Here is a 22523-nt window from a genome sequence, read left to right on the forward strand (position 1 = left end):
ACACAAAATTGACTGTATTATGAATATTCAGCAGCTTGAATATATTATCGCAGTAGATAATCATCGCCATTTTGCTAAAGCAGCAGAAGCATCGTTCGTTACCCAACCTACCTTGAGTATGATGATTCAGAAGTTGGAAGATGAAATCGGAGTTAAGATATTCGACCGTAGCCAGTTGCCTGTGCAGCCGACGCCTATCGGGGTGCAAGTGATTAATCAGGCGCGGATTATCGTTTCGCAGGTCAAGCAGATAAAAGAGATAATACAGGAAGAAAAAGGTATTGTACAGGGAGTCTTCAAGCTGGGTATTATCCCTACCATAGCTCCGTATTTGTTGCCTAAGCTGATGAAGCGGCACAACGACAACGGCTATGATATTACGCTCGTGATAGAGGAAATGACCACCGCCCAGATTTGTGAGCGCCTCCTTGACGGAACGCTGGATGGAGCCATTCTGGCAACCCCTCTTAAGAATGAGAAAATCATGGAATATCCTATCTATTATGAGAAATTCTATGCCTATGTTTCGCCGCAGGAAACGTCTTTGTACGCCAAGAAGGAATTGGATGAGGACGACCTGAATGTCAATCGTTTGTGGCTTCTGGAAGAGGTGCATTGCTTCCGTAACCAGATACTGAAATTGTGCAGCACACGCCGCCGCAAGAGCGCACATTCGCTGTTCACGTATGAGGCGGGAAGTATAGATACGCTTATCAATATTGTAGATAATAATAGCGGGTTGACCGTTATCCCTGAAATGACGTTGGACGTACTCAACGAAAAACAAATGAAGCATGTACGCCCGCTGAAAGATATGAACCCGGTGCGGGAAATCAGCCTCGTTACACGGAAAGATTTCTTGCGGGAGAAGATTATCAATATCATCATTTCGGAAGTCAAAGACGTCGTTCCGAAAGAATATTTAGACCCTGAAAGAAAAAAATCGATAGTCGATTTGTAAGCTTTATCTTTTCTTAGGGACAAGGACTTTTAGGCCTTTGGGTATAATCCGCACGTGGATTTCCTTGTCTTCCATGTATGAATCTCCATCGAGGTGCATAGGGCCTTCCTCTTCGCGTTTGATAACGACTTCGGGGGTAAGGATTTCCGTCAGCTTTTTATTCTTGTCCAATGTGCGGTTGAACATCTGGATGGCAATTTTAGGCACATTCAACAGGTTGATGGGTGCAAGCATCGATACGGCCAAAAGCCCGTCCTGTACATCGGCATGGGGCGCGATGTAAGCTCCGTATCCGTATTGTCCGGTATTGGCGCATGTGATGAGGAACTTCCTGTCGTTGAAGCAGCCGTCGGGCGATTCTACCTCGTATTTTTCGGGTTTGTTGCCGAAGAAAGCTTTGGTCATTTCCTTCAGGTACATGATGAATCCGCGCTTCTTTTTTCCAGCTACTTTGTGTGCCACATTAGCGTCGAATCCTACTCCGCAGGTGCAGAAGAAAACGCGATCGTTCGCCATGCCGTAATCCATCGTTATCACATGTTCTTCGTTTATTATTTGCAGGGCTTTCTCTACATTGAGGGAAATATGCAGGTCTCTGGCAAGCCCGTTCCCCGAGCCGAGCGGGATGATGCCCATTGTGGCATTGCTGTTTAGCAGTCCCCGTCCTATATCGTTTACCGTTCCGTCTCCCCCTACGGCAATGACATAATCGGCTCCATTGGCAGCAGCTTGCCGGGCTAATTCGTAGCCATGTCCGGCATATTCGGTTTTCAGAATCTCAATATCGAACTTGTTTTTGTCCAATACCGCTTCGGCCTTGCCCGGAATGTTCTTTTTGTTGGACACTCCCGACACCGGATTTATAATGAAAGCAACTTTCTTCTTGCCTACTGCCATATTTCGTGGTTTTATTTAATAACGAATAAACGCTTTAGATGGTATATAATACTCTTTCGATTAAAATTCTGTGAATATATAAAATTTGCCTCAAAGGAGAGGTGTCAAACAAAAGTATTTCGCTATTATTTCTATATTCGAAAAAAGAATTATCTTTATGGACAAAGTTTACACAAGGAAATCAAAACTATAATAAAATGGATTCGTTCATCACTGTTGTTATTTTCGGTATAATCTATGTCCTTATCGGTTACTTGATCAGAAGTAACCCGAATGTTATCCCCTCCGATATTTCGCGCCACAAGAAAGATGTCGTCTCGATAGAAATTGCCGGCAGGGTAGGGAGTATAATGATTTTCGGAGGATTAACCCTTGCCGTACTGGGCATAGTCTTATTTGCGGCTGGGTTATATAGGGGATATCTATTAGTCGCAGCAATGGCTACATTGTTGTTGTTCATATGCATATCGTTGGCGGTATATTCATCCAAACGTAAATACCAGATACGGTCGAGCGGGCGGATTGTCGCTTCCGTGCTTATTTTCTTCTTCATAGCTATCCCTGTTTCCCTGTTCTTCCTGCTTCGAGCGCCTCAGATTACGATGACAGAAGACGGGATTTCTATCGAGGCTGTCTACGGGCAGCATATAGAGCGGGATGCGATAGAAGATGTACAGCTCATACCTACAATGCCTCCCTGTTTAGCTGTAGATGAAGGTTTCGAATTGCTTGGCGTGAGTAGGGGCGAATTTGTATATGAGGAATGGCAGAATGTATATCTATATTTGCAAACACCGCGTTCCCCATATATCCTGATCAAGACAGCAGAAGGGCGGCGTTATGTCCTCAACTTTTCGCGGCAGGAACAGACAACGGAATGTCATAAAGAGATTTCCCGGTATATGAAAGAATACCGTAACAGTTAGTTTATCGTAGTTGCTCTATCTTTTCCGAAGCCGTTTTGCTTATAGCTTCGTCTTTGTCATTATTTACCTCTATCGCTTTCTTATATAGTTCTTTGGCCTTTTCTTTCTTGCCCCATCGGACATGTATATCGCCCGATTCGATATAGGCAGGTGCATAGGTCGAGTCGGTCTGGATTGCTTTCTCGAAATACTTGTTAGCCTTGTCGAAATCTTCTTTGTTCTTGTATATCAACCCTATATTGTGGTAGACAAAAGTCAGCGAAGAATCGATTGCTATTATCTTGTTGAAGTTTTCGAGCGCAAGGTCGTAATCGCCTTTCCGGGTGTAGAGAATACCCAACGCATTATAAGCATCGATATAATTGGGCGCAATGTTCAACGCTTTGTTGTAATCCTCTATCGCCTGTTTTGAGTTGTCTTTCTCGTTATAGGCATAGCCCCTGTTGTAGTAGGCATATACGTTCAGGGGATTGATTTTGAGCGCCTTGTCCGCATACTTAATTGCCTCGTTATACTTCTCCGTTTTGATATATGCAGTAGATAGGTTGATGTAGTTCTTTTCGTCCTCGGGTAATAGCTTTTCTATAGCGGCATAGTCGGATATGGCATCATTATATTCTTCGTTCTGTATATGCATAAACGCTCTGCTCTCGAATGCAGGAACGAATGTGCGGTCTTTCTGTATTGTCGCCGTATAATTAGCCAAAGCTTGTTTATTATCTCCTTTCAATTGATAGGCATATCCCCGCAGGAAGTAGGCGCGGGCAATGTCTTTGTCGGCTTCCAATATCAGATTGCTCATTTCGATAGACTTATCTATCTCGTTCATATTCAGGTATGCTTCGCTGATATATAAACTGCAGGCATTGAGTGGGGTTGTTTTGAATTTTTTGCTGGGAATGGTCGCTTCTATCTGCGCGATGATATCCTCGAGGTTTTTGATTTTTTCCTGTGGCGTATGGGCAGACTTTATTTCTTCCAGAATTTGTTTGTTATATTCTTCGGCTTGTGCCTTTTCCTGCCTCACTTCTTCGAACAGGCTGCACGAAGGCAGCAACAGCAATGCTGCAACAAGTGATAGATATGCTATTTTTTTGCGAATCATGTTTATGTTAGTTTTCTTTTTCTAAAGTGATATTGATGGTGCTTTTGCTCGGCTTCCACATAGCCCCGCTGGCCGGATCTATAATAGTCATGCCTATAAACCATCCGAAAATAGGAAATGCGAGGTTGACGTAATACACGCCATCCACTTTGTAGTGGATATAGGTAGTCGTGTTTTTATATCCGGGCATGGAAGCAGTGACGTTGTAAAAGGCTTTGCCTAAATCGTCTCCCGCCGGCAGAACCGGTCTGGCAGGCGTAGTGCCTTGGAAGAGAATAGCTCCATTTTGTTTTTTTACGACAATATCGGCACCCTGAGGCTCTGAATTGATTTCGATTGGATATCTGTTCTTGCTGAACATTGTCGCGCAGCTTGACATGGACAGGACGGCAAAAACGAGCAGCACGAGTATTCCTATTGATTTATGATTCATCTTTGATACGATATTAATGGTTATTCCCTGATTAGCGGTAGGGTAGAGCAACGCAACAAGCCTCCCATTTTCGATATTTCGCGATAAGGGATCGTTTCCACGGTCAATCCCCATGCATCTTGCAGATGCTTGTTGAGGCGGGTGAAATGTTCCTCGCTGACAACTACTTCGGGCGAGATGGAAAAGATGTTTGTATTCATCCAGTACATTTCTTCCTGCGTGATTTCGAATATATTGTCCTTGCCAAAAATATCGACAACTGTCTGTATACCTTCCGGTTCAAGGAATCCGTCCGGGTAAAGGATCGCTTTTCCGTTGCCGACAGGCATAAACGTACAATCCAGATGAAGGATGCCTTCTCGTGGATTTGTATCGTTCTTTTTCAGTTCCAGTGGAATAATGGTTTTGTCTGGGAACAACTCTTTGATAAACGAGATAGCATACGAGTTTGTCCGTGCAGTCTTTTTGTTCGGATAATCCTCGCGTGTATATGTCCCGATGAAGATAATATCGTCGTGTAAAACGACGTCTCCCCCTTCTACATGCGCTTTTTCGGGGAGGTTGTATATCTTGTTGAAGGCAATACGGCTATAGATGGGCGCATAGGCCTCTTGCTCGTCGGCGCGGTCGGGTATGATGTTGGATGTGATAATCTTGTCGTCGATGACAAAAGCAACATCTCTCGCAAAGACCTGATTGCTGTTGGGCAAAATCAATGGTCGAAGTACTTCTACATGGTATTTTCTCAACACTTTCTCGAAAGCGTCCATCTCGTTTGCAATATCCTCCTCGGTAGGGTAATTACCGTTGCTTACCGTTTCGTACGATTTGGCATCGTATGTCTCTTCCAATAGCGGGTCTTTGCCCATCGAGTGGGGCTGTCCGAGTACAACAGCTTTCAGTCTGGCCGTCTCATTCTTGATATTTAACTGCATATAGAAAACTTTTGCCCAAAGATACAACCTTTTAAATACATCGCCAAAATGAAGCATATTTATCTCCTTAGCCGATTATTCTTTTGCAACTACAAAAAAAACGAGAAGGCTTACTTTCACAAGTTAGCCTTCCCTGAGTAAATTGCTTTTATATTTGACGGTTACTTAATATAGTGTAATAGTATGAAAACTTAAAGAGTCAGTATAATCTGGTTTTCTTCTGCCATTTTGCGGATATTGAGTATCGCATAACGCATACGGCCCAACGCCGTATTGATGCTCACACCTGTGATGTCAGATATTTCTTTGAAGCTGAGATCCTTGTAATAACGCATCTCCAGCACTTCGCGTTGAGCGTCCGGGAGGTACGAAATCAGCTTGCGGACGTCTGCTGTTATCTGCGACTTAATCAACTGGTCTTCGATGGTTGTATCGCACAAAGAAGGATTGTTGAGCAAATCGATAGAAGTCTCGTCGTTCGAAACGGTATTTTCGTTTTTGAGTTGGCGGAAATGGTCGATAATGAGGTTGTGTGCTATGCGCGAAATCCATGCCTTGAATTTCCCGTTCTCGGTGTAGCGTCCCTGTTTTATATTGATAACGGCTTTGATAAAGGTTTCCTGAAATATATCTTCAGCCAATTCCTTTTTGCGCACAATGAAGTAGATGTAATTATACACCGCCTGTTTGTGACGCTCGAGTAAAATATCAAAAGCTTGATTGTTGCCATCAGAATAACTATACACCAACTGCTCGTCGGTCATTGTTTTCAATGTTCCCATTATCTCTTATATATTTAAAATTCAAAGAGTAATGTTTATTCTATAGGCGTTTATTTTGGAGTTAATTTGAAATAATCTGTTATTTGTAGTTACAAAAAAAGCATATATTTTTGGAATACACAAGCATTCAGCCTTGTTTTAACAATATTAAATATTTTCGCATAACGTTTTTGTTTTATATGCCGATTAAATTTGTCGCTAAAGTGAAAATTTATACTTTAGCAACTATGAAAAGATATCTGTTTATTATATTCTTCTTATCAATAGCATTCAACAGCTATTCTCAGATAATCAATTGCTTCGAATGTGATGTTCGCCTGCTAACAGAAGCAGACCTCGCCGGGAAAAGCTTGGAGGAAATAGCTCTTCTCCGCAATGAGATCTTTGCGCGCAAAGGCTATGTGTTCAATAACGAGCGTTATCAACGTTATTTCGAACGCCAATCATGGTATAAATCGGCCTCATCGAATAATGTGGTTGAGTTATCATCTACCGAGACACAAAATGTTGAGTTCATGAAATCAATCGAGGCTCGCCTGCAAAGAAAAAGGGATGCAGCAATTAGAGACCTCATTCTCTTGAAGAAAGCTTTGAACAATAAAGATAATGTAACTATCGATCGTTTTATGTCTGAATTGAAAGAGCATCAATGGGTAACATATGGTGACTGCTTGGAGGAATTGAGGATGGTACTCAACAACCTCCTTCTCGAAGATATCCACTGGAACAAGGGACGGGCTTATTATAGCAGGAAAATAGATAACGGTTACAATATTTCGGGTGAAAGCATCTATATTCAGGGAAATACCATAACGATTAGTCGCGGCGACTATTCCCATTCCGAGATATTCGGTGATTTTGATGATGGCTATTCCGACTACATGTCCGAAGGCGAATGGTCTGAATTCTGGATTTTCACCATGGGAGAAGATGGCATTAAATTTGATTCGTATCAGGTAGTAGGATAAATAACAAAGATTATGGATAACAATATACTAAACATCGCCATATACGTTTTACTGATAGCCTTGCTTTTAGGAACTTTCTGGTTTATTCAGAAGAAACGCAGGCAGGTAAAGAACGAAGCGTCGAGTGTCGCTACCTTCAACAAGAAGATTCAGGATATTCTCAATAAATTAGAAACGCCCGAGGAAAAGATAGCTGCCCTTGGCTATGCTCTCGAAAAGATAGAGAATAACGAGGAATACAACCGCAATCAGGCATGGAAAAACAGTTTGAAGGTGACTATCTATCTCTATATGACCATCGCATACAATGAGATGGGCGATGATGCTAAGTTATTGGAGACGTATAATACCATTCTGGGGCTGAATACCAAACATGCGATAACCTACTACAATCGCGGATGTATGTACTACCGTAAGCACCAATACGAAGAAGCCCTGTCGGATTTGCAGCAAGTCCTCGATTTAGACAAGAAAGATAAATGGGGGCTGCATGACGAAATAAAAGAAGTTATCGCGGAAATCAAACAGGCTTAATGGCTGTGTTCCGTCAGGAAGTCGGAGGTGATTTTAGTCCACTCTTTCCTGTATGAATTCATATATGTATGATGCCGTGCGTGGGGGAAGATATGTATCTGCTTTGTCGAGCTACCCGAATTGTCGTAGATTCTTTGTGCCTCCTCCGGCGAGATATATTGGTCTTTTCCGCCGAAAAGCAGTAAAGTCGGGACTGTAATAGTTTGTATATCCTCCTCCGGATTGAAGGCGAAAGCATTAAACCCGTTCACTGCACCAAACCAGAAAGTGACAAACTGCGAAGCCGGTGTAGCCGGTATTCCTACTATATCGGCGCGTGCAGCGATGGTTTCTTCTAACCGCCCGAAAGGGGCTTCGATGATGATGCCCGATACATCCATTTCGTAGTCATGTTGCGCTTTTATTATCGCCACCGCCCCCATCGAAAAGCCTCCTAAAAAGATGTTGTCATCCGCATTCCGGTTTTTCAGGTAATCATATACCGACTTCACGTTTTCGGCCTCGTAGTAACCTATCGTACATTGGTTTCCCGAAGAGCCACCCGAACCGATGAAGTCGACAAGCAGCACATCATACCCCATACGTTTGTATGCAAAGGCCTCACGAAGCATCATCGATTTTTCATTCATAAAGCCATGAAAGAGCGCAACGATGCCCTTTCGCCCGGTAGTGGTTTTGACTAGCCATGCTTCCAGATAATCCTTCTCGCCGACGGGTATTTGCCATACTTCGTCCGTTTTGGTCTGGCGCGCCGTTTTGGGTTTGGGTACATCTATTCCGAGAAATAAGGCTTTGATTCTGTTGCTATTGATGGTATCTAATGCCGTAGGAGTAATGACAGCCTGCATTTCGGTGTTGAAGTGCGAAATGCTATAACATTGCAGGGCGATAATTGCATTGCACAAGATGAAGAGCACAAGCAGAATGATACCAGCCTTTTTCAGTTTTTTTTCTCATAGGCTTTACGGGTAATATAGCTTAGGTATGTTGTAATGATTTATACAAATATAACAAAAATATGTAATCAGGCATATTACTTTTATGCAGCTTAGCCGAATAGTATAGATAAAAAAGTTTGTACTATGTTGCGAATTAAGCTAACTTTGCAACCCTGAAAAAGAGACAACGATAAATGAGCGAATTAGATAAAGAAATACATCGCCGGCGGACGTTTGCCATCATCAGCCATCCCGATGCCGGTAAAACGACATTGACCGAGAAACTACTGCTTTTCGGGGGAGCGATACACGTTGCGGGAGCCGTTAAATCGAACAAGATAAAAAAGACGGCTACTTCCGACTGGATGGAAATAGAAAAGCAGCGCGGTATATCGGTTGCCACCTCCGTAATGGGATTCGAATATGACGGTTACAAAGTCAATATTCTCGATACGCCCGGTCACCAGGATTTTGCCGAAGATACTTACCGCACGCTGACAGCTGTGGATAGCGTGATTATCGTTGTCGATTCGGCCAAAGGGGTGGAAGCCCAGACGCGTAAGCTGATGGAGGTCTGCCGTATGCGCAAAACGCCTGTTATGGTGTTTATCAATAAAATGGATCGCGACGGGAAAGATCCGTTCGATTTGCTGGATGAACTGGAAGAAGAACTGAAAATAAACGTATTGCCGCTTAGCTGGCCTATCGATAGCGGTCAGACTTTCAAAGGGGTGTACAATATCTTTCAGGAGAAATTGGATTTATATACACCGAGCAAGCAGACCGTTACCGAGTCTGTCGGATTTAAAGATATATCCAGCCCTGAACTGGAAAACTATATCGGCGATAAACTGGCTGCAAAGCTGCGTGAAGACATAGAACTGATAAGTGGTGTCTATCCCGCTCTGGATGTCGATACCTATCTCAAAGGGGATATTGCTCCCGTTTTCTTTGGGTCGGCATTAAATAACTTTGGGGTGAAAGAGTTGCTCGATTGTTTTGTCCGTATAGCGCCGTCGCCACGTCCTGTGGAAGCGATAGAGCGTATCGTGAAACCCGAAGAGCCTGCCTTTACAGGATTTATATTCAAGATACATGCCAATATGGACCCGAATCATCGTTCGTGTATTGCTTTCGTCAAGATATGTTCGGGCAAATTCGAGCGTAATGCCTATTACAAGCATGTACGGCACAACCGCGAGATGCGTTTTTCTTCTCCGACGGCTTTCATGGCGCAGAAGAAAGAAACAGTAGATGAGGCCTTTGCAGGCGATATTATCGGTTTGCCTGATACGGGAACATTCAAAATCGGTGATACACTGACTTCGGGCGAAAATCTGCACTTCAAAGGTTTGCCGAGCTTCTCGCCGGAGATGTTCAAATATATCGAGAATGATGATCCGATGAAAGCCAAGCAGTTGCAGAAAGGAATCGACCAGCTGATGGACGAGGGCGTTGCGCAATTGTTTGTCAATCAGTTTAATAATCGTAAGATAATCGGTACGGTAGGACAGTTGCAATTCGAAGTAATACAATACCGCTTGCTGCACGAATATGGTGCCAAGTGTCGTTGGGAACCTATCAACCTGTACAAAGCTTGTTGGATCGAAAGCGACAATGCCGACCAATTAGCCGACTTCAAGAGGCGCAAAGCGCAATATATGGCCAAAGATAAAGAGGGTAGGGATGTTTTCCTTGCCGATTCGGGCTATGTGCTGACGATGGCGCAGCAGGATTTCGGTGATATTAAGTTCCACTTTACATCCGAATTCTGATGAAAAAAATGGTAATCAATTCTGAGTATGAGTCATTGAGAAGTTTCGTTGAGGAGCTTCCGGTTTCTTTCGATAATAGGGGGGAGATTATCTATTCGGGCAGAAATGTTGTACGCGACATACCTGTACAGAATATTCATATCAATGTAAAACGTTTCAAAGTTCCTAATTTTATCAATCAGTTGGTATACGGCAACTTTCGCAAATCGAAGGCGAGGCGTTCGTTCGAATATGCCAATATATTGATTCAAAACGGGATAGGAACACCTGATCCAATAGCCTATATCGAACAAAAATCGGGAATATTATTCCGGGATAGTTATTATGTCTCTGTGCATGAGCAATTTGACGGTTTGATGCGTGAGTTTAAATGGGGACAATTAGCCGGACGGGAGAATCTGCTCGATCAGTTTGCCCGCTTCACCGCCTCCATGCACGACAAAGAAATTATGCATATTGATTATTCTCCGGGGAATATCTTGTATAAGGAAGATGCCGGCAACTACACGTTCTACTTAGTCGACCTCAACAGGATGTATTTCGGGCCGGTTTCGATGGAAAAGGGCTGCGAAAACCTTCGCCGCTTATGGGGAAACGAGGAGATGTTGACTTATATTGCTACTAAATATGCCCAATACCGCCAATTTGATGCGGATGAATGCGTAGCGTTGGTTTTGAAATACCATCGCGAGTTCTGGGACGCATTTACGAAGAAACATAAAGACAGAACACCTTATATCGGTTAAAGAAGATATAAGGAAACTTTTTTGAGATATAATCTATTATCGAATACTCCGCATCGGCTGTGTATTACCGGCTGTGACGAGACCAAATCTGTAGCCTAAAATGAATGCAAAATGGAATTCTTTCACCAAAGAGCTTGGTAACCTGTTCTTTTTCTGGATTTTTGGAGTCATATTTTTTACCATATTCAGGATTATTTTCATCCTGATATTCCACGACGAAATAACGACTGATGTGGGCGTCGGAGGTTACTTGTCGGTACTTGGGATGGGATTCAAATTTGATTGTACGGCTGTTTCTTACTTCATCGCTCTGCCCTTGCTGGTTTTGCTTATCAGCTCTATGTTCAATGCATTCAGTCTGAGCCGTACTGTACGGAGGGTGTTTCAATGCCTGTTTGTCATTCTGTCGGTTATCATTTGCGATGTCACTATCAACTACTATATCGAATATAACAGCCAGTTCAATAATTTCGTCTTTTTAGGAGTGGACGATGACAAGGCGGCAGTATGGAAAACGATAGTCGAGTATTACCATCCATATCTCAATATTGCCATTATGCTCATCAGCATCGTAGCCGGAATACTGATATTCAAGCTATTCGAAAAGCGAAATGTTATCGGCCAATTTCTGGGGCGGATCAATCCCCGTGGGGTGAGAATTGTGCTGGTTGTAGTGCTGTTAGGACTTTTTGTTTCAAGTACGAGAGGTACTATTTGGGGTACTATTGCTATACGCAAATGGGCATCGGTGAGTCAAGACCCTTTTCTCAATAAGACAATAATAAATCCTTTCCGCTCATTGAAATATGCCTACGATGATTATAAAGCGCTGAACTTTCTTGAAGGTGAGAATCCTTTCGGAAAGGACGATTTATCGGCTAAATACGGAAAGATGGCTGTAAGCGAAGTTATCAGAAAAGAAGCGCACGGAAATTCTATAGACAAACCGAAGCAAATCTTTTTGGTTATCATGGAAAGCTACGATTCGTGGCCGTTGATGGATAAGTACAGACCGTTCAATCTTTCCACAAATTTGAGCCGGATTGCTGATAACGGGACGCATTATGAGAACTTCCTCCCATCCTATAATGCAACATTTTATGCTTATGGAACGATAACTTCGGGTATTCCTTACTGCGGCATCAATGTCAGCCGCATTGGTACGATGAATGATCCGTATATTACGTCTATATTCAACCAGTTCAAGAAGTTAGGTTATAAGACCTGCCTCTATTACGGCGGATTTCTTTCGTGGGAGAATATCGGCGGATTTTCGTCCTATCACGGCTGCGACGTTATCTATTCGGGTGTGGATATGGGTGGTAAATCCGATTCGGGCGATTGGGGTGTCGAAGATGAGAAGCTGTTCGATCTGGTCTTAGAGAAAACCAATCCCGAAGAATATACCCTGAATGTTATTCTGACTTCGTCTTATCACTCGCCTTACTCGATAGACGTTTGCAGTAAAGGTTTTCCTTATAAGTCAGAGGATGATTTGCCCGCAGAGGTGAAAGAGTATTACAAATCGGGTATGACAATAAACGAACTCGGACATTTGTGGTATGGCGACTGGGCTATCGGGCGGTTTATGAAAAAGGCCGAAGCTGACTATCCGCAGGCTTTGTATGCCTTCACGGGAGACCATTACGGGCGTCGCTTCCTCAACAGAATTCCTAATCTGTACGAATCGTCATCGGTTCCTTTCATCTTGTACGGAAATCAGATAGAGAAACAGAAGTCTTCCGTTCCCGGAAGCCATGTCGATATAATACCTACGCTGATAGAGATGGTTGCCCCTGAAGGATTTACATATTACAGTTTCGGTCAGTCGATGACATCTCCCGGAAAGAACTATGGTATAGGCTTTGAAAAAGCTATCGATTGCGATTCGCTGTATTTTTTCCCTGTTCCTAAAGATGCTCCTGTTGTTTCCATCAATTTGCAGGATATGAAAGAGAACAAACAGGCTGTCAATAAATATCAGCAGCAATATAAAGATATGATGCAGTTGGCATGGTATTATACGGCAAAAGGCGATACAATCAAATGATTCTCGTCTTGTCCTCGTTATATACCGAATAGGATTGGGTGGAGGAATATTCGATAGCTGTTGCTTCTTGATATTGAGTAGACGGTGCGCTTTGTGGAATGGAAAAGCCTTTTCCCCCGGGTATGAAATACAACCAGCCCGAATGAAATTCGGTGTTTTCTATCTCTTTCTCAAAAGGGAATATGCGCTGAATCTTATTTTCAGCATCTAATTCAACAACAACATTTTTCAGGTAAATATCGGGCCAAATAAACGTGTAGTGTGAGTAGAAGCGCAACATTACTTAGCTATTTCTCTTTCGCGTGTACGCAGGCTGTTTTCCGCATCGGTAGACGTAGAGTCTTGATAGCGAATGTGGTATATGAAAACCGGAGACTTTTCAACTGATTTCTTCGATTGTTTGAGGCGAATATAACCGTTAACACCGGTGAGTAACGAATCGGGTAGATTCGGCTTCGTAAAGGCATAATGTGCATCCCGCCCGATGTGTTTCGTCTGGCGGACAGTTGTATCTTTGTAGGTATAGTATATGCCCGCTTCCAGTCTGCTCAACGAATCGGCGCCCAATACATCGAACTGGAACGAGAAAAATTCCCTTCCTACTTTGTCTAAGGTGTGTGTCGGCAATTTGAAGGAATAAGTCGGCGTATTGTCGTTCAGAAAGATACGTTTAGTCATCATATCATTCGACGCATTGCGATAACCATCCAATGCTAATTGCTCGTCTCTTAAAGTGGAAAGTAAAATATTGATTCGTTTCAGGTTGCTGTCGTTCACCTTCCTGTATTCGTCCATATTATCCGAATACCAGGCAATAGACGAATCCAATTGGGCTTGGGTAATACTATGTTTTTGCAACACTCCCGCTAAAATGCGGTTTTTGTATTCCTCTGTCCGTTGCTCGGCCGGTAGATTATGGTTCTCAACAATTGCGTTTGCCATTTGCAGGTCATACATCACATCTGTCATCTTGTCGCGCGAAAGGACATAACTCGGGCGTTTACCGCACGATATGGCGAGTAATACAGTTAGCAGGATGAATGATATGACCGGCTTTAGTTTCATTTCTTCGGATTTTTTTCGAACAATTTACCCAATGACTTGAAATAACCTATCAACAAAATGAATATTCCCACCGTAATAGCCGAATCTGCAATGTTGAACACGGGACTAAAGAAAACATACTTCTCGCCGCTCCAAGTCCATTCTATCAACGGGAAGTAGAGCATATCCACAACCTTTCCGTGCAGCCAGTCGGCATACCCGTCGGTCGTTGTGAAAGTCGATACTGTTCCGGGATAACTGGCAGTGAAGAATTGCCCGTAAAATACCGAGTCGATAATATTCCCGAATGCTCCCGCCCAGATAAGCGCAAAGCAGACAATAAAGCCTTTAGGGTATTTATTCTCTTTGACTAATTTGTACAAGAAATAAGCTATACCTCCTACGGCAATTATGCGGAAAATGGAAAGGAAGAGTTTTCCGATAACTTCCATCCCGAATGCCATCCCGTTATTCTCGATAAAGTAGATTTTGAACCAACTGGTTATTTCTATCATTTCGCCCAACGACATGTGTGTTTTGACCCATATCTTGCTGAACTGGTCGATGACGATAACTAATACGATAACGATGATGGCTAATGTGCCCGAAGATAGTTTTTTCATTGTTTTTTTTATAGCACAAAGAAACAGAAGAAAAGGCAGCAAATTGCTTTTTCTTCCGTTTCTTATGATTCAATATTTTGCTAAATTATCTGACACCTTTGTTCTTGGCTTCGATACTTAGTGTCGCATGTGGTACAGCGCGCAGGCGCTCTTTAGGGATTAGTTTTCCTGTCTCGCGGCAAATGCCGTATGTCTTGTTTTCGATACGGATAAGTGCCGATTGCAGGTTCTGTATAAACTTCATCTGGCGTTGTGCCAAACGTCCGGCCTCTTCTTTTGATAGGGTAGACGCACCTTCTTCCAATACCTTGAATGTCGGCGACGTATCGGTCACGTCATTACCATCGGTATTGGTAATTGCAGCCCTCAAATGGTCGTATTCTTTTTTAGCTGCTTCCAGCTTTTCGAGGATTAACTGGCGGAATTCCTCCAGTTCCTCGTCCGTATATCTTGTTTTTTCTGCCATAATTGTGCTTGTTTATAAGTTAGACAATCCTGTTTCTTGTATGAAGATACTAATTATTCATTAATTCTTCTCTATAAAAACTCTTAAAATATAGTCGTCCATATCTATTTCTACTCCTTCTTTGACATCGGATAGCTCTACGCTATCGGCAAGTGTTTGAGTAGCAATATAATCCTTGTAATCGTTGATCGCTTCGCGCACTTGCTCAATATCCGAAATCTGTACACGTATACGGTCGGTTATCTCGTAACCATTCGATTTACGCAGGTTCTGAATCCGGTTAACCAGCTCACGTGCAATACCTTCCTTACGCAAATCGTCGGTTATGGTGACGTCCAGCGCAACAGTCAGCCGTCCTTCGTTGGCTACAAGCCATCCCGGAATGTCTTCGGAAATGATTTCCACATCCGATAGCTCAATAACAGCATTCTGCCCTTCAATGTTCAGTGCAAAATAACCTTCTTTCTCGAACCGGGCTATATCTTCCTGTGCCATTTCTTGTATAGATGCTGCTAATTGCTTCATTATCTTTCCATAACGAGGGCCGAGCTTTTTGAAGTCGGGTTTTATCTTTTTCACTAAAATTCCTTCTCCGCTGTCGACGAATTTCAGCTCTTTCACGTTCACCTCGTTCAATATCAGGTCGCATACGGCTTTGATGTCCTCCTCTTGCTTCTTGTCTACCACAGGAACCATGATGCGGTTCAACGGTTGGCGGACTTTGATATTCACCTTGCGGCGGAGGGCAAGTATCATCGACGATATGTCCTGTGCTATCTGCATGCGTTCCTCCAATTGGCTGTCTATAACGCTTTCGTTATATACTGGGAAATCGGCGGTGTGTACCGATATGGCATTGTCGCGTCCTGTCACCGAAACCAAATCCATATACAATTTGTCGGCATAGAACGGCGATATAGGCGCCATCAGTTTCGCTACCGTTTCGAGGCAAGTATATAAAGTCTGGTAAGCCGAAAGCTTGTCTTTCGTCATCTCGCCACCCCAAAAACGTTTACGGTTGAGGCGGATGTACCAGTTACTTAAATTGTCGTTCACAAAGTCCGATATGGCACGTCCGGCCTTCGTTGGTTCATAATCTGCCAGACATTCGTCTACATATTTTATCAACGAATTGAGCAGCGATATAATCCATCGGTCTATCTCCGGACGCTCGCTCAACGATATATCTGCTTCGGCGTAAGTGAACTTATCGACATTGGCATATAATGCGAAGAACGAATAGGTATTGTAAAGCGTGCCGAAGAATTTGCGGCGCACTTCTTCTACCCCTTCTATGTCGAATTTCAGATTATCCCACGGCGAAGCGTTGGTTATCATATACCAGCGCAACGGGTCGGAGCCGTATTTCTCGATGGCTTCGAATGGATCGACGCCATTGCCCAGACGTTTCGACATTTTGTTGCCGTTCTTGTCCAATACAAGGCCGTTCGATATAACGTTTTTGAACGATATGCTGTCGCGCACCATAGTCGATATAGCGTGTAGTGTAAAGAACCATCCACGCGTCTGGTCGACACCCTCGGCGATAAAATCGGCCGGATATACTTTTTCGAATTCTTCTTCGCTGATATGCGGATAGAATACCTGTGCAAACGGCATAGCTCCCGAATCGAACCAAACGTCGATAAGGTCTAACTCGCGTTTCATCGGTTTGCCCGAATCCGAAACCAATATGATATTGTCCACATACGGACGGTGCAAGTCTATCTTTTCATAATTCAGCGTATCCAAATCGCTCTCTTGGAAGTCTTTCCAAGGCATTTCTTTCATATAGCCTGCGGCAATTGACTTCCGCATTTCTTCGCAAAGCTCTTTCATTGAGCCGATGCATTTTTCTTCTTTTCCGTCTTCGGTGCGCCAGATAGGAAGCGGTGTGCCCCAGTAGCGGCTGCGGCTGAGATTCCAGTCCTGCAGGTTTTCGAGCCATTTGCCGAAACGTCCCGAACCTGTTGATGCAGGCTTCCAGTTGATAGTGTTATTCAACTCTATCAGGCGGTCGCGGCAAGCGGTGGTTTTGATGAACCAGCTATCGAGCGGATAATACAATACAGGCTTATCCGTACGCCAGCAATGTGGGTAATTGTGCACATGTTTCTCTATGCGGAATGCTCTGTTCTGCTGTTTCAGCATAACGCTGATGTCGACATCCAATGTCGCATCTGCACCCGAAAGGAGGCTGTCGTATTCGTTTTTGACGTAACGTCCTGCGTATACTTTATATAATTCGACGTTGACATTGTTTTTCACAAAGTCAGCATCGAGATCTTCTATCTTGAAATATTTACCTGTGAAATCGACCATCGGGCGCTGATTGCCTTCTTTGTCGAGTAGCATCAATGCCGGAACATTGTTCGCTTTCGCTACGCGGGCATCATCGGCACCGAATGTCGGCGCGATGTGTACGATACCCGTACCGTCTTCGGTGGTAACGAAATCGCCTGTCACTACTCTGAATGCTCCTTCTCCCGGATTCACCCAAGGTATCAGTTGTTCGTATTCCATTCCGGCGAGGTCAGCACCTTTCCATTCGCCTACCACTCTGAATGGTATGAGCTTGTCGCCCAGCTTATAATCTTCCAAAGCTATGTCTTTCGCCTTTTCGTTGAACAGGCTATACATAAGAGATTTAGCGGCTACAACCGTTTCTTTCTCTCCCGTGTATGGATTATACGTTTGTACGGCAACATATTCGATATTCGGTCCTACAGCCAAAGCCGTGTTAGACGGCAACGTCCACGGAGTTGTTGTCCATGCCAGGAAATAAGCTTCGCCGAATTGTGCCATTTCGGGCTTCGGCGCTTTCATTTTGAATTGGACAATAGCCGTCGTGTCTTTTACATCGCGATAGCATCCCGGTTGGTTCAGCTCGTGCGAACTAAGTCCCGTTCCCGCAGCAGGCGAGTAGGGCTGTATGGTGTACCCTTTGTATAGGTAGTCTTTTTTGTATAGCTCTTTCAGCAGATACCAGAGAGTTTCTATATAGCGGTTGTCGTAGGTGATATAGGGATCTTTCATATCCACCCAATATCCCATAATGCGCGTGAGTTCTTCCCACTCGCGGGTATATTTCATTACTTCCTTGCGGCAAGCATCATTATATTCTTCTACAGTGACTTTTTTTCCAATATCTTCTTTGGTGATTCCGAGCATTTTCTCGACGCTCAATTCCACCGGAAGCCCATGCGTATCCCATCCCGCTTTGCGGTTGACAAGAAAACCTTTCATCGTTTTATAGCGGCAGAAAATATCTTTAATCGAGCGAGCCATTACATGGTGAATACCGGGCATGCCATTGGCTGAAGGAGGCCCTTCGTAAAACACAAACGACGGCGCGTCTGCACGTACTTCCAGACTTTTCTGGAAGATATTGTCCTTATCCCATTTTTTCAGGATTTCTTTGTTTATTTCGGACAGGTTAAATTGGTTGTATTCTGCAAATTGCTTACTCATGATATAATTCTTTCTAATCTGCTTTTAAAATTCTTGCAAAGATAATGAAAAATTAGATACAGTATATATTTTCGACTGATAGCGAGTCCTTAATAAAACAGAAAAACCCAATCCGTCTGGAATGGGTTTTCTCTGATTATATAAGAGTGTTTTTATTTTGCTCTGTACATGATGCGGAAGTTAACCATCGGCCAAACTTTTACTTTGTTCAGATAGCTGTTAATGGACAAACTTTCGCTCTGATAGTCTGGTGCTGAAGTTGCTTTTCCATCTTGGCGGATTTCGTATGTCGGCTGGATCAGAATACCTGCATCGCAAGCGAAGCTCCAGTCGCCTTTGTATTTGGCAAAGGGTTTACTATATCCCACACCGATATATGGTTTTACGATTTCTCCTGCACGGATTTTAGCATTGAGGCGTCCGTCATCGATATTCAATCTTTTGCCTTTCAGTTTCAATGTAGGCCAAGTGCCGTTCGGATCTAAAAGGGTCGAGCGCTCTCCGGTAGTCGGATTACGTAGGTAACCTTCAGCGATGAAGTCGCTGTTGCCTATATAAAGTCCCCCTACTACGTGGAAAGGATTGAATTGGTCAGGATACCAGTCTACTAATACGTGACCTGTGAAAGACTTGAATTTGAATTTTACATGATAATCAGGTGCATATCCTACCGACGCCATTAGCGCAGGGTCGTTCACTCGGATATCATCTTTTATGCTGAATGTTTTAGGCATGTAGTTAATCCCGGCACGAAGGAAAAAGTTGTCATTTATAGGTGTGATACCCTCAAATGTTACCCCCATAGTCGTAATACCAGCTCCGACTCCTATTTGATTGAAAAGTTCGAAATTCCTGCGGTTGAACCATCTTTTTGATACAACCTGTGCTTCGGTGTACGAATTAAATAAGAAAATAGAACAAACAGCAATTAGTACAGTAATATAAAGTTTTTGTTTTTTCATATAAGCGTTATAAAAATAGTATACACATATATAAGTTTGCCGCAAGGACGTATATAATATAAAGCTCTTTAAATTTTTAATTTAGCCACAAAGTTAACCCTTATTTTTACATAAAAGTGATTAAAAGAGATATTTTTTTCAAAAAAAAGCATTTTAACAAGTTTCCACCCTCTATATAAACGTGTTGTAAAGATATGTGAAAATAAGGAATGTGCTGCTAATATGCAAATATAGCAGCACATTTTTATGACTAATCTTTATTAATTAACGAAAATAGCTCTTCGGCAGCTTCGCGCGGACCGTCTTTTGCATGTCCGTCGATGGCAAGCGATGTATGTATTTCGCCGATTTCCACGCCTGTGTTCTTCATGTCGGTGAAATATTCGCGTACCAGCTTCTCTGTCGCTCCTCTTTCCTGAACAGGCCCGAACGGATTGGCAAAATAGGATTTTACAAGTCCTTCTTCGGTCGTAGTGCCTTTAGCTTTTCTGGCTCCGGCTTCGAATATGTCTATTGCTTTATCCAAATCGTCGTAGAAAACAATTTTCTTGTCGGCTTCGGCGTAATTGTTTGCATACAACATAATATCGACCTTGTACCCTTTGGAGATGACTTCGTATGTCGAGATAGGGATGGTAACGCGGGCGTTTATTTTGTCGGGATTGGTAAATATCCCTCTGTCCATTTGCTCGTATGCGTATGATGGGTCGAGGTCGTCGATGCGGACAAAAGCGCCGATTTCGGTACCGTACCCTTTGATGACGCCGTTCTCTTTCACGAGGTAGCCCATGTCGTCGAAGATGACGCGCATGTGGCGTATATAGTTCTCGTTGAGTGTGCGGAAGGCTTCGAGGCTTTCGGATTTACCTGCGCCGCTGTCGCCCATGATGATGATATTCGATTCATTACCGTTTCGCAGAACGATGTTGACCATAGCGCCGTGGATCGGCAGGCGTCCTTTTTCGATTTGCTTGACGTTGTGCAATGTCAGCAACATCTTTTTCATGTAGCCGAAATAGTCGATATCGTCGTTGTGGTTGGCATATCCGATGAGGATGTCGTTCTTTTTATCTTTATAGTAGAACGTCCGTTTTTCTTCGTCGCCGTCAGGATAGCCGAAAACGTATATAATATCCGGTTTTTTGCCGATATACTGGTCTTCTGTGGCAATCTCGAACAAGTTAGAAAGCCCGATACCCTGCACCATGAAATCGCGGTGGAAGTATACGAACGTCAGCATATTTCCTACCCACACAGGGAATACAAACCAGTCGTCCTCGCTCAAAACGATGTTGGCAAGCGGATTTTGTTGGTGTTCCTGAAAGATTCCGTCACGCTTGTTGCGTTTGGTGTAGGAGATAAACGGCGGTTGAATAATCACTTTGCTGATGAATGGTATGGCAGCCAGTCCTTTATATTCGACAGGGCAATTCCAGTTTACATCGTTCAGCGTCAATCCGGCATTCGCACCTGCCATGCTCTGACGGAAAATGCGGGTAGGATGCCCGTTTACAGTGCCCTGTATACGTCTTCCCGTGGCAAGGATCAGTTCGTTGAACATCTGGTTGGCCTGAATGAAGCGGACGTTCTGTAAGCCTTCGCTTACGCGGTTGTTGCGTACGATGGCATAGCGTTCGAGGCGTTTCCAGTAAACGAAAAGCAGTTCGGTAATCTCGATGAAGAGGTCTTTGTCTTCGAAAAAGATAGAAAATTTATTGTCGACTTCCAGTACTTCTTCGGTATTGAATACGGTCAGCAATTTAAATACTTCTATCAGCGAATTTATCAGTTCTTCTTCCGATTTGAAGTGGTTGATATAGTAATCATATATCACAACCTCGTCCTTTTTGAGGACTTTCTTGATGAAAGACTGGATAAACCTTCTGAATCCGAAACTGTTGAGTAATTTCTGTTTTGTATCGCAATATTTCATGGAGAAGTTGATCATAACCTTTCCATGTGATAATGTAAACTCATTTAGCATAATGCAATATATATTTTTGTTTTAATTGTTATTGGCTGTTTTTATATGGACAAAACTTGACAAAGATAGCAAAAAATACGAAAAATATGCTGCTTAATACTCCTATTCTTTTGTTATTGATATTTAACAAAACAACAATTGCCCGTCCATTGTTTTATACAAATAGAATAGAAAACCCCTAAAAAGAAAAAGGAGTAGCAGTGTTATGAAAACAGATTTATACCGCGCCTCAACCAGAGGACATTTCGACCATGGCTGGTTAGATACTTATCACACATTTAGTTTTGCGAATTATTATAATCCCGATAGAATCCATTTTGGCGCTTTGCGCGTAATCAACGACGACGTTGTAGCGGGAGGAGAGGGCTTTGGTACGCATCCTCACGACAATATGGAGATTGTTTCGATTCCGCTTTATGGCGAATTGGAACACGAAGATAGTATGGGACATACCGAGGTTATCCATCCGGGCGAAGTGCAGGTGATGAGTGCCGGAAGCGGAATAACTCACAGCGAATACAATTCGAGTAAGGACAAGCCTCTCAACTTTTTTCAGATATGGGTTTTCCCAAAAATACAGAACGTGAAACCCCGTTACGATCAGCGTTCGTTTGATTTTGACGATAAAGGGCGATTTATACAGATTGTGTCGCCCAACAGGGAAGATGATAATCTTTGGGTATATCAGGATGTATGGTTCAGTATCGCGACATTGGATAAAGATACCGAATTGGAATATCAGATAAAGAAAAAAGGCAATGGCGTTTTTGCGATGGTTATCGAAGGCGATTTTATTGTGGCAGGGACGGAGTTGCATCGCAGAGATGGCTTGGGAATATCAGAAACGGAAACGGTAAAGGTAAGGGCGGCATCAGACAATGCCCGTATTTTACTGATTGATGTTCCTATGAAGATTTGATAAT

Annotated in this window: 21 protein-coding genes; 8 read left to right on the forward strand and 13 right to left on the reverse strand. The window is 43.2% G+C overall.

Annotated elements, in window-relative coordinates:
- Positions 1-19 precede the first annotated feature (19 nt).
- Positions 20-961 (forward strand): hydrogen peroxide-inducible genes activator, encoded by a 942-nt coding sequence (locus tag D0T66_RS11495; RefSeq protein ID WP_163357444.1) that lies wholly within the window; start codon positions 20-22, stop codon positions 959-961.
- A gap of 3 nt (positions 962-964) precedes the next feature.
- On the opposite strand, the gene D0T66_RS11500 is transcribed toward D0T66_RS11495, so the two are convergent.
- Positions 965-1858, reverse strand: a complete 894-nt coding sequence (locus tag D0T66_RS11500) for a diacylglycerol kinase family protein (protein ID WP_163357445.1) — start codon at positions 1856-1858, stop codon at positions 965-967.
- A gap of 197 nt (positions 1859-2055) precedes the next feature.
- On the opposite strand from D0T66_RS11500, the gene D0T66_RS11505 reads away from it, so the two are divergent.
- Positions 2056-2784: a hypothetical protein gene (locus D0T66_RS11505; RefSeq protein WP_163357446.1), complete on the forward strand. Its 729-nt coding sequence runs from the start codon at positions 2056-2058 to the stop codon at positions 2782-2784.
- Between the two features lies 1 nt (position 2785).
- On the opposite strand, the gene D0T66_RS11510 is transcribed toward D0T66_RS11505, so the two are convergent.
- The 4 genes from D0T66_RS11510 to D0T66_RS11525 all read right to left on the reverse strand — a co-directional run bounded on the left by D0T66_RS11510 (position 2786) and on the right by D0T66_RS11525 (position 6039).
- A complete protein-coding gene (locus D0T66_RS11510; RefSeq protein ID WP_163357447.1) occupies positions 2786-3889 on the reverse strand; it encodes a lipopolysaccharide assembly protein LapB in 1104 nt (367 codons plus the stop codon).
- A gap of 7 nt (positions 3890-3896) precedes the next feature.
- Positions 3897-4322 carry a hypothetical protein gene (locus tag D0T66_RS11515; protein ID WP_163357448.1) on the reverse strand — a complete coding sequence of 142 codons (426 nt, stop codon included), beginning with the start codon at positions 4320-4322 and terminating at the stop codon, positions 3897-3899.
- Between the two features lie 20 nt (positions 4323-4342).
- Entirely contained in the window at positions 4343-5257 is a 915-nt protein-coding gene (locus D0T66_RS11520) for a dimethylarginine dimethylaminohydrolase family protein (protein ID WP_163357449.1), read from the reverse strand.
- Between the two features lie 191 nt (positions 5258-5448).
- Positions 5449-6039, reverse strand: coding sequence for an RNA polymerase sigma factor (locus D0T66_RS11525; protein ID WP_163357450.1), 591 nt, complete (start codon positions 6037-6039; stop codon positions 5449-5451).
- 227 nt (positions 6040-6266) lie between these two features.
- Here D0T66_RS11525 and D0T66_RS11530 point away from each other — a divergent pair, with 227 nt between their 5' ends.
- Both D0T66_RS11530 and D0T66_RS11535 read left to right on the forward strand, forming a co-directional pair.
- Complete coding sequence (locus tag D0T66_RS11530) at positions 6267-7007, forward strand: YARHG domain-containing protein (RefSeq protein WP_163357451.1); 741 nt, start codon at positions 6267-6269, stop codon at positions 7005-7007.
- A 12-nt stretch (positions 7008-7019) separates the two neighbouring features.
- Positions 7020-7541 carry a tetratricopeptide repeat protein gene (locus tag D0T66_RS11535; protein WP_163357452.1) on the forward strand — a complete coding sequence of 174 codons (522 nt, stop codon included), beginning with the start codon at positions 7020-7022 and terminating at the stop codon, positions 7539-7541.
- Here D0T66_RS11535 and D0T66_RS11540 read toward each other — a convergent pair.
- The gene (locus D0T66_RS11540) at positions 7538-8458 is read right to left on the reverse strand and encodes an alpha/beta fold hydrolase (protein ID WP_163357453.1); all 921 of its coding nucleotides are present in this window, start codon (positions 8456-8458) and stop codon (positions 7538-7540) included. The genes D0T66_RS11535 and D0T66_RS11540 overlap by 4 nt on opposite strands.
- Before the next feature lie 215 nt (positions 8459-8673).
- Between D0T66_RS11540 and D0T66_RS11545 the strand changes: the two genes are divergently transcribed.
- The 3 genes from D0T66_RS11545 to D0T66_RS11555 all read left to right on the forward strand — a co-directional run bounded on the left by D0T66_RS11545 (position 8674) and on the right by D0T66_RS11555 (position 13050).
- Positions 8674-10254: a peptide chain release factor 3 gene (locus D0T66_RS11545; RefSeq protein ID WP_163357454.1), complete on the forward strand. Its 1581-nt coding sequence runs from the start codon at positions 8674-8676 to the stop codon at positions 10252-10254.
- Positions 10254-11000, forward strand: a complete 747-nt coding sequence (locus D0T66_RS11550; RefSeq protein WP_163357455.1) for a lipopolysaccharide kinase InaA family protein — start codon at positions 10254-10256, stop codon at positions 10998-11000. Before D0T66_RS11545 ends, D0T66_RS11550 begins: the two co-directional genes overlap by 1 nt.
- 100 nt (positions 11001-11100) lie before the next feature.
- Positions 11101-13050, forward strand: a complete 1950-nt coding sequence (locus D0T66_RS11555; protein WP_163357456.1) for an LTA synthase family protein — start codon at positions 11101-11103, stop codon at positions 13048-13050.
- Here the strand turns inward: D0T66_RS11555 and D0T66_RS11560 are convergent.
- The 7 genes from D0T66_RS11560 to D0T66_RS11590 form a co-directional block, all read right to left on the reverse strand.
- Positions 13043-13330: a hypothetical protein gene (locus D0T66_RS11560; protein WP_163357457.1), complete on the reverse strand. Its 288-nt coding sequence runs from the start codon at positions 13328-13330 to the stop codon at positions 13043-13045. The genes D0T66_RS11555 and D0T66_RS11560 overlap by 8 nt on opposite strands.
- Positions 13330-14115: a DUF4296 domain-containing protein gene (locus D0T66_RS11565; protein ID WP_163357458.1), complete on the reverse strand. Its 786-nt coding sequence runs from the start codon at positions 14113-14115 to the stop codon at positions 13330-13332. The genes D0T66_RS11560 and D0T66_RS11565 overlap by 1 nt, the downstream gene beginning before the upstream one ends.
- Positions 14112-14717, reverse strand: a complete 606-nt coding sequence (locus D0T66_RS11570; RefSeq protein ID WP_163357459.1) for a lipoprotein signal peptidase — start codon at positions 14715-14717, stop codon at positions 14112-14114. Before D0T66_RS11570 ends, D0T66_RS11565 begins: the two co-directional genes overlap by 4 nt.
- Before the next feature lie 85 nt (positions 14718-14802).
- Complete coding sequence (locus tag D0T66_RS11575; RefSeq protein ID WP_163357460.1) at positions 14803-15183, reverse strand: TraR/DksA C4-type zinc finger protein; 381 nt, start codon at positions 15181-15183, stop codon at positions 14803-14805.
- 60 nt (positions 15184-15243) lie between these two features.
- Positions 15244-18654 (reverse strand): isoleucine--tRNA ligase, encoded by a 3411-nt coding sequence (gene ileS, locus D0T66_RS11580; RefSeq protein ID WP_163357461.1) that lies wholly within the window; start codon positions 18652-18654, stop codon positions 15244-15246.
- Between the two features lie 152 nt (positions 18655-18806).
- A complete protein-coding gene (locus D0T66_RS11585) occupies positions 18807-19616 on the reverse strand; it encodes a hypothetical protein (RefSeq protein ID WP_163357462.1) in 810 nt (269 codons plus the stop codon).
- 250 nt (positions 19617-19866) lie between these two features.
- Positions 19867-21600, reverse strand: coding sequence for a phosphoenolpyruvate carboxykinase (locus D0T66_RS11590; RefSeq protein WP_163357463.1), 1734 nt, complete (start codon positions 21598-21600; stop codon positions 19867-19869).
- A gap of 205 nt (positions 21601-21805) precedes the next feature.
- Here D0T66_RS11590 and D0T66_RS11595 point away from each other — a divergent pair, with 205 nt between their 5' ends.
- Positions 21806-22519 carry a pirin family protein gene (locus D0T66_RS11595; protein WP_163357464.1) on the forward strand — a complete coding sequence of 238 codons (714 nt, stop codon included), beginning with the start codon at positions 21806-21808 and terminating at the stop codon, positions 22517-22519.
- Positions 22520-22523 lie beyond the last annotated feature (4 nt).

The organism is Dysgonomonas sp. 25 (assembly GCF_010501075.1).
Lineage (GTDB): Bacteria > Bacteroidota > Bacteroidia > Bacteroidales > Dysgonomonadaceae > Dysgonomonas.

Excerpts from the sequence above, each read along its gene's own strand:
- D0T66_RS11510 (WP_163357447.1), bottom strand. The coding sequence starts at position 3,889 with ATGATTCGCAAAAAAATAGCATATCTATCACTTGTTGCAGCATTGCTG.
- D0T66_RS11575 (WP_163357460.1), bottom strand. The coding sequence starts at position 15,183 with ATGGCAGAAAAAACAAGATATACGGACGAGGAACTGGAGGAATTCCGC.
- D0T66_RS11525 (WP_163357450.1), bottom strand. The coding sequence starts at position 6,039 with ATGGGAACATTGAAAACAATGACCGACGAGCAGTTGGTGTATAGTTAT.
- ileS (WP_163357461.1), bottom strand. The coding sequence starts at position 18,654 with ATGAGTAAGCAATTTGCAGAATACAACCAATTTAACCTGTCCGAAATA.
- D0T66_RS11500 (WP_163357445.1), bottom strand. The coding sequence starts at position 1,858 with ATGGCAGTAGGCAAGAAGAAAGTTGCTTTCATTATAAATCCGGTGTCG.
- D0T66_RS11560 (WP_163357457.1), bottom strand. The coding sequence starts at position 13,330 with ATGTTGCGCTTCTACTCACACTACACGTTTATTTGGCCCGATATTTAC.
- D0T66_RS11535 (WP_163357452.1), top strand. The coding sequence starts at position 7,020 with ATGGATAACAATATACTAAACATCGCCATATACGTTTTACTGATAGCC.
- D0T66_RS11590 (WP_163357463.1), bottom strand. The coding sequence starts at position 21,600 with ATGCTAAATGAGTTTACATTATCACATGGAAAGGTTATGATCAACTTC.
- D0T66_RS11530 (WP_163357451.1), top strand. The coding sequence starts at position 6,267 with ATGAAAAGATATCTGTTTATTATATTCTTCTTATCAATAGCATTCAAC.
- D0T66_RS11545 (WP_163357454.1), top strand. The coding sequence starts at position 8,674 with ATGAGCGAATTAGATAAAGAAATACATCGCCGGCGGACGTTTGCCATC.
- D0T66_RS11555 (WP_163357456.1), top strand. The coding sequence starts at position 11,101 with ATGAATGCAAAATGGAATTCTTTCACCAAAGAGCTTGGTAACCTGTTC.
- D0T66_RS11495 (WP_163357444.1), top strand. The coding sequence starts at position 20 with ATGAATATTCAGCAGCTTGAATATATTATCGCAGTAGATAATCATCGC.
- D0T66_RS11515 (WP_163357448.1), bottom strand. The coding sequence starts at position 4,322 with ATGAATCATAAATCAATAGGAATACTCGTGCTGCTCGTTTTTGCCGTC.
- D0T66_RS11520 (WP_163357449.1), bottom strand. The coding sequence starts at position 5,257 with ATGCAGTTAAATATCAAGAATGAGACGGCCAGACTGAAAGCTGTTGTA.
- D0T66_RS11595 (WP_163357464.1), top strand. The coding sequence starts at position 21,806 with ATGAAAACAGATTTATACCGCGCCTCAACCAGAGGACATTTCGACCAT.
- D0T66_RS11550 (WP_163357455.1), top strand. The coding sequence starts at position 10,254 with ATGAAAAAAATGGTAATCAATTCTGAGTATGAGTCATTGAGAAGTTTC.
- D0T66_RS11565 (WP_163357458.1), bottom strand. The coding sequence starts at position 14,115 with ATGAAACTAAAGCCGGTCATATCATTCATCCTGCTAACTGTATTACTC.
- D0T66_RS11585 (WP_163357462.1), bottom strand. The coding sequence starts at position 19,616 with ATGAAAAAACAAAAACTTTATATTACTGTACTAATTGCTGTTTGTTCT.
- D0T66_RS11505 (WP_163357446.1), top strand. The coding sequence starts at position 2,056 with ATGGATTCGTTCATCACTGTTGTTATTTTCGGTATAATCTATGTCCTT.
- D0T66_RS11570 (WP_163357459.1), bottom strand. The coding sequence starts at position 14,717 with ATGAAAAAACTATCTTCGGGCACATTAGCCATCATCGTTATCGTATTA.